Genomic DNA, 12478 nt, shown 5'->3' on the forward strand with positions numbered 1-12478 from the left:
TGATAATTGCTTGAAGTTAGGGATGAAGTCATGTCAAAAGAACGAATTTTAACGCAAGAAGAAGTTTGGCAAATTTGCCATGAATACATGAATGCAGAACATTTAGCCTTTATTCAAAAGGCTTATGATTTTGCGGCCTATGTTCATCGTGATCAAAAGCGGCAGTCGGGTGAACCTTACATTGTTCACCCAATTCAAGTCGCCGGAATTTTAGCTGAGTTACATATGGATCCAGAGACAGTAGCCTCTGGTTATTTACATGATGTTGTAGAAGATACTAACGTGACTTTAGGTGATGTTGAGGAGCTTTTTGGCAAGGACGTCGCGATTATCGTTGATGGTGTGACAAAACTTGGAAAAATCAAGTATAAATCTCATCAGGAACAACTGGCTGAAAATCATCGTAAGATGCTATTAGCAATGGCGAAGGATTTACGGGTGATCATGGTCAAGTTGGCCGATCGGCTGAATAATATGCGGACGTTGCAGCATTTACGTCCTGATAAACAACGCCGCATTGCTGACGAGACCTTGGAAATTTATGCGCCCTTGGCCGATCGTTTAGGTATCAGTCGGATTAAATGGGAACTAGAAGATATTTCGCTTCATTATTTGAATCCACAACAATATTATCGAATCGTTCATCTGATGAATTCTAAACGTGGCGAACGCGAAAGTTATATCTCTGAAGCAATTGTTGAAATCAAGGCTTCAATTGCTGATTTGCACTTAAATTATGAAATTTATGGTCGCCCTAAACATATTTATTCGATTTATAAAAAGATGCGCGATCAGCACAAGCAATTTAGCGAATTGTATGATCTGCTGGCGATTCGAGTCGTGGTGGACTCCATTAAAGATTGTTATGCGGTCTTAGGCGCAATCCATACTAAATGGAAACCACTTCCTGGTCGTTTCAAAGACTATATTGCCATGCCTAAGGCTAATGGCTATCAATCCTTGCATACGACTGTGATTGGGCCACAGGGCAAACCGCTTGAAGTTCAAATTCGGACGCAGGAAATGCATGAAGTTGCAGAATATGGTGTGGCAGCACACTGGGCTTATAAAGAAGGCGTCCATGATCAGGTGCATTTGGACGCTTCTGGCCAAAAATTAGATATTTTCCGCGAGATTCTCGAAATTCAGGACGAATCAGTTGATGCCAAGGACTTCATGGAGAGTGTCAAGGGCGATATTTTCAGTGACCGTGTTTATGTGTTCACACCACGTGGTGATGTTTATGAATTGCCAAAGGGCTCAGTCCCAATCGACTTTGCTTATTTAGTGCACACTGAAGTTGGTAATCATACGGTTGGTGCCAAAGTTAATGGTAAAATCGTGCCGTTAAACTATCAACTGAAAAACGGCGATATTGTCGAAATGATGACCTCTAGTTCGGCTTCACCAAGTAAAGATTGGACGGCGATTGCTTATACCAGTCGGGCGCGCAATAAGATTCGCCGCTTTTATAAGCAAAAAGAAAAAGATATTAATATTGAACGTGGTCAGGCACAGCTTGAGAAGCAATTGCTCGATGCTGGCTATAGTCCTAAACAGTACATGGATAAGGATCATATGACTGTTGCCTTAGCACGTTTTAATTTCAATACTGAAGACGAATTATTAGGGGCGATTGGTTATGGTGAAATATCCAGCCAAGTTGTCGCTAATCGAATTACTGAACGTGAACGTAAGGAAAAGGAAGAAGCAGAGCAGAAACAGCGGGCTGAAGAGATTCTTTCAACGACAACTAAATCACCGGCCAAGCCTAATAAAGAGACGACCGAGAAATTGAAAATTCAGCATGAAGGTGGCGTGGTGATTCAAGGGGTTGATAACCTCTTGATTCGTCTTGCCAAATGCTGTAATCCAGTTCCTGGTGATCCGATTGTCGGCTATGTTACCAAGGGTCGTGGTGTGACGATTCATCGGGCTGATTGCCCTAATATAGCTAATGAACAGGAGTCAGCGCGGTTGATTGAAGTAGAATGGGATGAGGTAGAGGACACTTCTCAATCCTACTTGGCTAATCTAGAAATTTTTGGCTACAATCGAAGTGGCTTATTAAATGATGTCTTGCAGACGCTCAATGCGGGCAGCAAGAATTTGAATAATGTGAATGGTCGCGTCGATCATAATAAAATGGCAAATATTTATGTCACAGTTGGTGTCCGCAACGCCCAACATTTGGATAAGATTATCGATAGTCTCAAGAATATTCCTGATGTTTATGAAGTGAAGCGGGCCCAAGGTTAAAATACTGATCAAGAGAGGATTCATATGCGAGTAACATTACAACGAGTAAAGTCAGCCCAAGTAACTGTTGCTGGAGAAGAGCTTGGTGCAATTCAACAGGGATTACTCTTGTTTGTTGGCATTGCACCAACTGATGGGCTGGCGACAATTAATCAAATGGCGGCGAAAATTGTAAAAATGCGCATTTTTGAAGATCAAGCTGGCAAAATGAATTTGAGTTTACCGCAAGTGCAAGGTAATATCTTGTCTATTTCGCAATTTACCTTATATGCAGATACGCGTAAGGGTAATCGACCAAGCTTTCAAGGCGCAGCGCAACCGACTTTGGCAAAACAGTTGTACCAAGTATTCAATCAGGCCCTGACACATGAATTGGGACAACCGATTGCAACTGGTGAATTTGGGGCTGACATGTTGATTACGGCAGTTAATGACGGTCCGGTGACGATTAATTTGGAGTTGCCTCATGATTAAAAACCTAATTTGGGATTTTGATGGCACACTTTATGATACTTACGCTGTGATGTTGGATGCGCTGCAACAGACAGCCCAAGATTTTGGGATTACTGAGCTAACTAATGTGGACTTATATCGGATGATGAAATTAAAGTCAGTGCGGTTTGTCACCGATTATGTGCAACGGATTTATGGGGTTGATCAAACTGCTTTCAGTACAACTTACCACCGTTATGAACATGCCCGACAAATTCAGCCCCGACCATACCCAGGTGCGGCGGAAATTTTGACGTTGATTGTTCAACGCGGTGGGTTAAATTTGCTAGATACTCATCGTGATCAACAGGCACAAGAGTTTTTACAGCATGATAATCTAGCGCAATATTTTATCGGCGGCATTACTGCTAGTGATGATTTCCCTCGTAAACCAGACCCAAGTGCCATTTTGGCTTTGCTGCAACGTTATCAACTGAATCCTGAGGAAACAGCGATGGTTGGCGATCGTCGCTTAGATATTCTAGCAGGGGTCAATGCGAAAATTGCGACTATTTATTTCAATGTTGATCATCTTTATGATGCCCCACAAGCGACCTGGTCTATTAATCGGCTAACCGATATTCGGTATATTTTGTCAGAAACTAATTAAATGAGAGGTTCAGATAATTCAGAGTTTTAGCGGATTAGCTGAACTTTTTTAATAAAAATAAATAGGAGGTGATCTGATGCCTAAGTCCTTAAATAAGCGGTCAAAAGTTAGCCTAGCAATTTTGCTAGGCCTGGTGCTAATCATTGTTGGTGGCTGGTTAGCTATCCGGACCCAAATTTATCAACCAACAATTCAAGCTCAGCAAGTGGCTCAGGTTAGTGCTAAAAAGTCGGTTAAGCAAGGATTATTGTTTGAAGCCAAACAGCCGCAGCAACCAATGGTGATTTTTTATCCTGGTGCCTTCGTCGAACCAGCTAGTTATAGCAAGTGGGCACAACAAGTGGCAGCTGGCGGGCATACCGTTTATATTGCTCGTTTTCCATTGGATCTAGCAGTTTTATCAGGTAATCGGGCCCAAAGTTATTTGCAACAAGATACTGCTAGCAGTTATGTGATTGGCGGCCATTCTTTAGGTGGCGTCATGGCGAGTCGTTTTGCCAAGCAACAAACCAGTTCGCGCTTAAAGGGTGTTTTCTTTTTAGCAAGTTATCCTGATGCAAAAGGGCGCCTTGATCAAACAAAATTACCTGTGCTGTCGTTAACGGCCAGTCGTGATGGGGTCCTCAATTCGCAAAAGTGGCTGGCGGCAAAAAAATATTTACCGCCGGCAACCACTACCTTTGCAAAATTTAAGGGTGGCAATCATGCTGGTTTTGGTGATTATGGCGCGCAAAAGGGTGACCGGCCGGCAACGATTAGTGACCAGGCCCAACAAAAATGGGTCGCAGGACAATTATTAACTTGGCTACAAAGAATAAACTAAGTGGCTGCATAAAATAAAGGAGGTTTGTGGCAATGGCGAAACATTTTGAAATTAGTCATGATCCGAATAATGACTTTCAAGGTTTGCGGATCAATGTAGATATTCCTAGCTGGGTAACGGTTAGTGCTTTAGTAGGAATTGCCAGTTTGATTTGGTATCGGCATCATACTAAGGAATAACCGTCATCGCTGACATGGTCGTCAGCATATGTCAACGTCATTTAAAACTGAATAATAAAACAAATAAAGCCCGTCTGCCAGTCTCTGAAATTGGAGAAACTGTCAAACGGGCTTTAAATGATCATTTAAAATACGCCGTCAGTGCATTAACCACGTCACTGGCTACTTTGTTCTGATAATCATTTTGTTGGATGTAACTGAAATCTTTTTTAGTGTTAATGTATCCAAGTTCTAGTAGGACAGCAGGGCGTTCGTTGTCCCGGAGGACTTGGAAGTTACCAAATTCGACACCACGATTATCTAGCGGCAAATTACTTAATTGCTGACTGATTAGATCCGCTAACTTCTTATCGCGATTATTGTGATAGTAGTAAGTTGTCACGCCAGACGCTTCATTAGCATTTTCACTGGAATCAAAATGTAAACTGATGAAGGCGTCGGCTTTTAATTTGTTTGAGGCCTGAGCTCGCGGTGCTAAGTCTACAAAGGAATCATTACTCCGCGTCAGGACCACATTGGCCCCAGCCGCCCGAAGTTTAGTGGCCACTTTTTGAGCGACAGCTAAGGTGTAAGTCTTTTCGTATTGATTACTGCCAGAAAGCGCACCAGTATCACTGCCACCGTGACCAGGATCAAGCACAATTGTGGCTTCAGCTAAATTAGAAGCAATTTTTGGCATCGTGTCGTCTTGGGTCTTTTTATCAGCGAGGGCAACTAACCAACTAGCTAAATAACCAGTTTGGCCCTGACTAGTTTTGACCTGGTACCATTGATTCACAGTTTTGACGTAAGTCAGCGTATCCTTGGCGTTTAAAGTTGTGACCACGCTAGCCGAAGCACTAGGCTCAGACCGAAGCGGTGTCCCGTCGGAATCAACGACAACAACTTGATCAGCACTGTTAGTAGTACTTGAGTTGCCAGTGTTAGTTGTTTTGGCATCACTTTCAACTTGGTCTGTTAATTTAACTTTACTTTGGGCAATCCAAGCGACAGAATCAGCATGCTTGATTTGATACCAACCATCCTCTTGGTATAAAACAGCTACTTTATCACCAGCGTTTAATTGTGCGAGGGGATCAGTCTTTTGGCCTTTGCTGGCATAAATTGGGGTGGCACCGGCATTGACTAACCCGATTTGATTGCTGGTGGCACTGACTTCAGTGTTCTTGATCAGCCAACTTGCGACCCAACCAACTTCAGTATTACTGAGGCGGACCTCATACCACTCGTTACGTTCGCCAATCACGGTTAGGCGCTGGCCCTTGTTCACTTGTGCCGTGACATCGTAGGCAAGTCCTGGTCCCTTACGAATGTTGAGCACATTGGCTTGGACAACAACTTGATTGCTATTTGCTAAAACGAAGGTGGTCCCAATTGAAGTCACAATTGCCAGGACCACAATAATTAAAATGCGCCAACGCCAGACTTTATGTAAAAATGGTTTCATTGTATTCAGTCCTTTAAATTCTTAATTAACTTGACGCTTAAAATGGTCAATAACTGAATTAATTTTACCACGGAACTTAGCAGAATAGGGTAAATAGGTCGGTAAAACTGGTAACTTTTAATAATTATTCTTTTGCAGAATCGAAATTGTTGAATTTTTTAAGTAATTGGTTTTTAAAACCTGAATTTGATTAAGTCGTGCTCTAGTCGAGTGATGGCAGGGGCCCAGCGATTTGACGGACTGAAACTAAAATAGTGCCAAGACTTCCCCAATTAGGGGGCGGTGGTGGCTGGACGATTAAGAGGGCGTGGAACATGGTGGGCATTGATTGAGCTTATTGCTTCGCAACAATCTCAAATACAAGCCTTATTCTAACCGCTGAAGCGGCAAGAATAATTTCCCCATTAACGCCAATCGCCCAGCCACCACCTGATGAAATTAACAGAACTGATTACCTCTATTTGGAAAAACAGATTGGGGTGAACTAATAGTTTGATTGACAAGTTTTATGGAGTTGACGAAATCAGCGTGTTACAGAACTGAAATCGATTATCAATTAGAATATCTCGGTCTTACTATTCGAATTGAATATCAGTCTAACAGGGTTGATTAACTCCACAATAATTGCCTTAACCACTAACAACCGTGAAGTGCACCACCTCAACTCCAGACGGAATGGAGGGCGTGGTTGTCAGCCAATGGCCTTTATTTGCGCCCGAGCCTGCGAGTAGCAGCCAAATTATTCTTAGTAATTTATTGCTTAGAATAAGACTCGGTAATTTATTGCTTAGAATAAGACTCGTATTTGAGATTTTCGCAGAAAAGCTCAAATCGACGTCGGCCGCGTTCCACAACCAGCAGGCCTGCAATGGAGTCAAATCTAGTTCGTCTCCAAATCCCGTTTTAGTATTGAATTTGAAAATCCAAAATACCGTCGTCAGTCACGGCAATTCGTTGTTAGCAACGATTTTCTCTTGACTTTCAGAAAACTGCCGTGTACATTTAAGAAGAATACAAAACCGATGATAAATGAAAAGTAGCTTATTACAGAGACTGACCAAAGCTGAGAGGTTAGAACAAGTGAAAAGACCATTTTGAGGTTGAGCTAGCAGTAGCTCCGTCCACAAGACGTTATCCAATGAGTATTAATTAAGGTGGTACCGTGCCAATAGCACCCTTATCGAAAACAACGATAGGGGTGTTTTTTATTTTAATAGAAGGAAGTGCTTACATGCGTTATCAAAAGCCAAAAGGAACTGCCGATATTCTGCCAGCAGACTCGCATCAATGGCAGTATGTTGAAAACAAAGCCCAAGAGATTTTCTCAACTTATGATTTTCATGAAATTCGCACACCAATTTTCGAATCTTATGATGTGTTTGAACGTTCATCAGGTGAAAGCTCTGATGTGGTTTCCAAAGAAATGTATGATTTCGATGATAAAGGTGGCCGCCACATTGCCCTTCGTCCCGAAGGCACAGCTGGTGTGGTTCGCGCTTATGTTGAAAACAAATTATTTGGTCCAGAACAAGTCAAGCCTTACAAAGTTTATTATCATGGACCAATGTTTCGCTACGAGCGGCCACAGTCAGGTCGGTTGCGTCAATTCCACCAGATTGGGGTTGAAGCCTTTGGTGCCAGTTCGCCAGCTTTAGATGTTGAAGTGATCAGCATGGCCTTAGAATTTCTGCGGAGCTTAAAATTATCTGGATTAAAATTGGAAATTAATAGTTTAGGTGATAGTGCTACTCGTGAGAAATATCATCAAGCTTTAGTCGATTATTTGACACCATTAGCAGACCAATTAAGTGAGGATTCACAGCGTCGGTTACAAACAAATCCGTTGCGGATTTTAGATAGTAAAGATGCTCATGACCAAGAATTAGTTGCTAATGCACCAAGTATCATTGATTATTTAACACCAGAATCACAGGCACACTTTGCTGCCGTTAAGGCCGGTTTGTCAGGACTAGGAATTGATTATGAAGTTGATTCGACGATGGTTCGTGGCTTAGATTATTACACCGATACGATTTTTGAAATCATGGTCAAGTCGCCAGCTTTTAATAATTCAGAAATGACGGTTATTGCTGGTGGGCGCTACGATGGTTTGGTTGAAGAATTCGGTGGCCCAGCTGAGCCAGGGATTGGTTTTGGGATTGGCGTTGAACGTTTATTACTACTTTTAGACCAAGACCAAATGCCGGTCCAACCAAAATTAGACTTTTACTTGGCTAAAGTTGGCGATGATGTGCAAGTACCAGCTTTGCGGATTTTACAAGAAATTCGCCGTTGTGGCTTTAGCGCTGATCAGGATTATTTAGATCGCAAAATCAAGGGCCAATTTAAATCAGCGACCCGTTTAGACGCGCGATTCGTGATTACCGTGGGTGAAAGTGAATTAGCAAGTGGCGAAGTGCCTGTTAAAGATCTAGCCACTGGTGAACAAGTTCAAGTGAAGTTAAGCGATTTAGAGAATGATTTTCAAGCAGTATATCAACAATTAATGCAGCAATTTGGGGGCAAATAGCATGATCAAACGCACAACTTATAGTGGTTTAGTAGATGAAAAATATTTAGGCCAAGAAATCGACCTCGCTGGTTGGGTTCAAAAACGCCGCGATTTAGGTAATTTGATTTTCGTTGACTTACGTGATCGTGAGGGTATTGTTCAATTAGTGTTCAGTCAAGCGATTAATGGTGAAGCGTTAGCAGTTGCTGAAGATTTACGCAATGAATATGTCATTAGTGTTCATGGTAAAGTTGCTGCCCGTGGTGAAAAGGCCATTAACCCCAACATGAAGACTGGTAAAGTTGAAGTTGAAGTCACTGAAATTAAGATTTTGAACAAAGCCAAGACACCACCTTTTGATATTGAAGATAACGTTAATGCCTCTGAAGATACTAAATTAAAGTATCGTTATTTAGATTTACGGCGGCCAGAAATGATGAAGGCCATTCGGACGCGAGCACAAATTATGAAATCTGCCCATCATTTCTTAGACGATAATGACTTTATTGAAATTGAAACACCCGATTTAACAAAATCAACCCCTGAAGGTGCACGGGATTATTTGGTGCCATCACGAGTTTATCCTGGTAGTTTTTATGCTTTACCACAGTCACCTCAGCTATTTAAAGAGTTATTAATGAGTTCTGGTTTCGATCGTTATTATCAAATTGCGCGTTGTTTCCGTGACGAAGATTTACGTGGTGACCGCCAACCAGAATTTACCCAAATCGATCTTGAAACTAGCTTCTTGGATGCTACTCAAATTCAAACTTTAACTGAAGGTTTGATTGCACAGGTCATGCATGATGAAAAAGGCATTGACGTCAAGCTACCATTTCCGCGGATCACTTGGGATGATGCGCAAGCTCGTTTCGGCTCGGATAAACCAGATTTACGTTTTGGCATGGAACTTCAAGATTTAAGCGACTATTTTAAAGATAGCAGCTTCAAGGTCTTTGAACAGGCAATTGCTGACGGCGGCCAAGTGAAGGCGATTGTCGCGCCACAAGCAGCTGCTAAATATTCTCGTAAGAAGATTGAAGCCATGCAAGACTACATCAAACGTTTTGGTGCTAAGGGCTTAGCTTGGGTTAAGGTGGAAGCTGGCACCGTTGCTGGCCCAGTCGCAAAGTTCTTAAAGGATGACAGTGCGACCCTACTAGAAAAACTAGCTGCTAAGGATGGTGACTTAATCCTCTTTGTGGCCGCTAGCAAGAAGGTAGTTGCTGATAGTTTAGGTTACTTACGAACTTTCTTGGCTAAAGAATTAGATTTGATTCCTGATAATCAATTTGCCTTCACTTGGGTCGTTGATTGGCCATTGTTTGAATATGATGAAGGTGATCAACACTGGATTGCTGCCCACCATCCATTTACAATGCCTAATGAAGAAGACATTCACTTATTGGATACCGACCCACATTCAGCTCATGCGCAAAGTTATGACATCGTTTTGAATGGCTATGAGTTGGGTGGCGGTTCAATTCGTATTCACGATCGGGAAATCCAGGAAAAAATGCTGAAGGCCTTAGACTTCACGCCAGAACGGGCGCAAGCACAATTCGGTTTCTTATTGGATGCGATGAATTATGGTTTCCCACCACTTGGTGGTTTAGCGATTGGCTTGGATCGTTTTGCGATGTTGTTAGCTGGTCGCGACAATATTCGTGACGTGATTGCCTTCCCTAAGAATTCGAAGGCGACGGAACCAATGACTGCAGCACCTGCCCGAGTAGCGGCCAGCCAGTTGGAAGAACTAGGCTTGGACGTCGATGCTAGTGTAGAAAAAGCAGCTGAAGATACTACGCAAAATAAGTAGAGAGTATCTGCTAACTTAGTTAATATTTTGTTTAAATAATGGTCATTAGAAAAACAGCTATAACGTCACTTCTTTGATCAAATAAAGTAAACTTTCATTGCTGCAACGTATTTTCAGCGGGCAGTCGGTTTCGCCTAACACAAAAAAGGCAAGCAATTCATTTGAATTGCTTGCCTTTTTGGCGTTACTGCTCACTAACTGCCTTTTATCAGCTGCTGTTTTATTGTGGGAAGCAGCGCTTAAATTAGCGAAAACTTTTACCGAGAGCTTACTTGGTAGCTTGCGGTAAGTTTCGCCGGATTCTTTCTTGAGCCTCAGTGGTTAGCTGATTGATGATGTTTTCTAAAATTTGATTGAGGTCAGCGGAGAGTCGCTGCTTAATTCGTTTCACAGCCTCGGCACTAACACAATAATCATAGGAAATGGCCGTAATGCTAGCAATAATTGCGGCATATTGTGTTGACTTTGGGAGTTGCTTAAAGTGATCGTAGCGGTTCGCAACAAATAATTGTCCATCTACTAAGAAATTATCCTGTAGAAACTTGGTCGGTTCTTTGATTTTGGCAGCCGGAATTTTCTTGGCCAAATAGTCCTGAAATGTCGCTGCACTCATATCCATTGGAAAGACACTGAAATAGTAATCTTCAAATAAATGCTGCACTTTTTTGGCAAACTTAGCTGTAAAAGAAGTGGTCAGCACATCTGCAATCAAGTTATTCATACTTATCTGCCTGGCTACCTGGGCGACTTCCTGGAGCAATGGGTCGGTTAAGAGGTAGTCAATAAAATTGCCAGTTTGTTGCTTGGTTAAGAGATTAAGGCTGCGTTCACTTAAGTGTAAGGTTTGACTCATGATCTGCTTGTCTTTTGATTTGATATCACTGGCGCCTAAAACATAATCAAAATCAACTTCGTAAAGATTGCAAAGATCGATTAGCTGGGAGATGCTGGGTAATCGCCCTGGATGTTCTGTAGCATTCTCCCAGTCAGAGATTGAACTGCGGCTGATACCATTGCCAAGATGAATTTTCTGGGCAACTGCGGCTTGTTTCAGCCCGCTGTCTTTTCTTAATTGCTGCAGCTTACGACTGATTGCTGCTTCTGAAGCCTGATATTTATTCATTAGCGTTGCTCCTAAATATTTAATTTAATTTGTCAGATTGATTATAAAGTGATGTCGTAAAAATAGACATTTAATGCCTACTATCATAGCTTTTATTATCTGATATTTCCAGTTGTTGTGACTTCAAGGACATGCTATGCTAACCTTTGTCGGGACAATGGGACTTCGTAAAAATTAATGATAATAAATAATTATATTGGGAGGATAAAACTGATGGTCTTAACAGAGCTGACCAATGATATGCCAGGTGATTATATTTTCACCACTGATAGTGGTAGTACTTATTTAATTCGGATCAGGCCCGACGAGCGTTATTTGTGCCGCTTGAATAACAGGCATGCGCTACGAAAAGATCGCGAAATTATTCGAGTTTTAAAGATTGAACGTTTAAAACTTGGGCAACCAGCATTGTTTGTTTTAGAACCACTAAACACGGCCTATGATGTCACATTTCGCCGGACTACCATAATTAATAGCATCGCGCTTGATGAAAAAGCAAATCAGGAGTGGCCAAAATGAAAAAAGACGCATTCTGGAAAGTTGCTCGGCAAATTGCATCGCAGGCACATCTAAAGCAAGTGGACCAAGCTGGTCGACCAGCAATTGAACAGGCCCAGGCAATGATCGCGCTGATTGAAAAAGACTTTTTCTTCCAATGGCTGCTCACCGCGAGCGTTCAATATCGGAGTAATAATCCAGCTTATATTGAGGCACATTTTAGCAAATCGGGGATTAGTCTCACTGAAGCTGAAAGCCCAGCCGTTGATCTATACACAACATCGGGTCCGGTTGATATTGTGCGATCGATTGTTGAAGACAAAATTCGCCAACAGTTAACGCATACGCTGATTGCTTCAACTTATCTTCATGATATCTTACAAATTTCAGCTTACACAGTGGCTGATTTACGAGCGCAGGGGATTCCAGAATCGGTGATCGTCATCGTAACTATATTGACGCAATCAAAGGTGGTTAGTAAGCGCGATCAGCTCATTCGGATTCGGAGGAATGATTTAGCAACAATTGTTAAATTAGCTGAGCTTGATCAACAGCAACATGACATACTGGCCATGCCAACAACTGCCGAAACGGTGCACCGTTTGCAGGAAAATCGTCGCGCCATGGTTATTCTTCAGTCCAAATATTGTTTAGCAGTTAGTCAACTGGTTCCCAATGAATAAAGTAAGACTGATTAAAAAGCATTTTAGGACAAT

General features: G+C 42.0%; 11 protein-coding genes. 9 read left to right on the forward strand and 2 right to left on the reverse strand.

The genetic code is table 11. The features are described from left to right. Positions 1 to 30 precede the first annotated feature (30 nt). From EKM81_RS05810 to EKM81_RS11165, 5 genes are all read left to right on the forward strand, one after another. Positions 31 to 2259 carry a RelA/SpoT family protein gene (locus tag EKM81_RS05810; RefSeq protein ID WP_125649703.1) on the forward strand — a complete coding sequence of 743 codons (2229 nt, stop codon included), beginning with the start codon at positions 31 to 33 and terminating at the stop codon, positions 2257 to 2259. A 24-nt stretch (positions 2260 to 2283) separates the two neighbouring features. Beyond that, complete coding sequence (dtd, locus tag EKM81_RS05815; RefSeq protein ID WP_125649706.1) at positions 2284 to 2733, forward strand: D-aminoacyl-tRNA deacylase; 450 nt, start codon at positions 2284 to 2286, stop codon at positions 2731 to 2733. Further along, complete coding sequence (locus tag EKM81_RS05820; RefSeq protein WP_125649709.1) at positions 2726 to 3361, forward strand: HAD hydrolase-like protein; 636 nt, start codon at positions 2726 to 2728, stop codon at positions 3359 to 3361. The genes dtd and EKM81_RS05820 overlap by 8 nt, the downstream gene beginning before the upstream one ends. A 76-nt stretch (positions 3362 to 3437) precedes the next feature. Continuing rightward, positions 3438 to 4184: an alpha/beta hydrolase gene (locus EKM81_RS05825; RefSeq protein WP_125649711.1), complete on the forward strand. Its 747-nt coding sequence runs from the start codon at positions 3438 to 3440 to the stop codon at positions 4182 to 4184. 32 nt (positions 4185 to 4216) lie between these two features. Next, positions 4217 to 4363 (forward strand): hypothetical protein, encoded by a 147-nt coding sequence (locus tag EKM81_RS11165; protein WP_164509222.1) that lies wholly within the window; start codon positions 4217 to 4219, stop codon positions 4361 to 4363. Between the two features lie 121 nt (positions 4364 to 4484). Here EKM81_RS11165 and EKM81_RS05830 read toward each other — a convergent pair whose 3' ends face one another. After that, complete coding sequence (locus EKM81_RS05830) at positions 4485 to 5810, reverse strand: N-acetylmuramoyl-L-alanine amidase (protein WP_125649714.1); 1326 nt, start codon at positions 5808 to 5810, stop codon at positions 4485 to 4487. A 1231-nt stretch (positions 5811 to 7041) separates the two neighbouring features. On the opposite strand from EKM81_RS05830, the gene hisS reads away from it, so the two are divergent. Next, a complete protein-coding gene (hisS, locus tag EKM81_RS05835) occupies positions 7042 to 8340 on the forward strand; it encodes a histidine--tRNA ligase (protein ID WP_125649717.1) in 1299 nt (432 codons plus the stop codon). Position 8341: 1 nt separating this feature from the next. Then, positions 8342 to 10141, forward strand: a complete 1800-nt coding sequence (gene aspS, locus EKM81_RS05840; RefSeq protein ID WP_125649720.1) for an aspartate--tRNA ligase — start codon at positions 8342 to 8344, stop codon at positions 10139 to 10141. 268 nt (positions 10142 to 10409) lie between these two features. Here the strand turns inward: aspS and EKM81_RS05845 are convergent, their stop codons facing one another. After that, positions 10410 to 11264, reverse strand: coding sequence for a helix-turn-helix domain-containing protein (locus tag EKM81_RS05845; protein ID WP_125649723.1), 855 nt, complete (start codon positions 11262 to 11264; stop codon positions 10410 to 10412). Between the two features lie 213 nt (positions 11265 to 11477). Between EKM81_RS05845 and EKM81_RS05850 the strand changes: the two genes are divergently transcribed. Continuing rightward, entirely contained in the window at positions 11478 to 11783 is a 306-nt protein-coding gene (locus tag EKM81_RS05850; RefSeq protein ID WP_125649726.1) for a hypothetical protein, read from the forward strand. After that, the gene (locus EKM81_RS05855) at positions 11780 to 12445 is read left to right on the forward strand and encodes a hypothetical protein (RefSeq protein WP_125649729.1); all 666 of its coding nucleotides are present in this window, start codon (positions 11780 to 11782) and stop codon (positions 12443 to 12445) included. The genes EKM81_RS05850 and EKM81_RS05855 overlap by 4 nt, the downstream gene beginning before the upstream one ends. Positions 12446 to 12478 lie beyond the last annotated feature (33 nt).

The organism is Lapidilactobacillus gannanensis (genome assembly GCF_003946675.1).
Taxonomy (GTDB): Bacteria; Bacillota; Bacilli; order Lactobacillales; family Lactobacillaceae; genus Lapidilactobacillus; species Lapidilactobacillus gannanensis.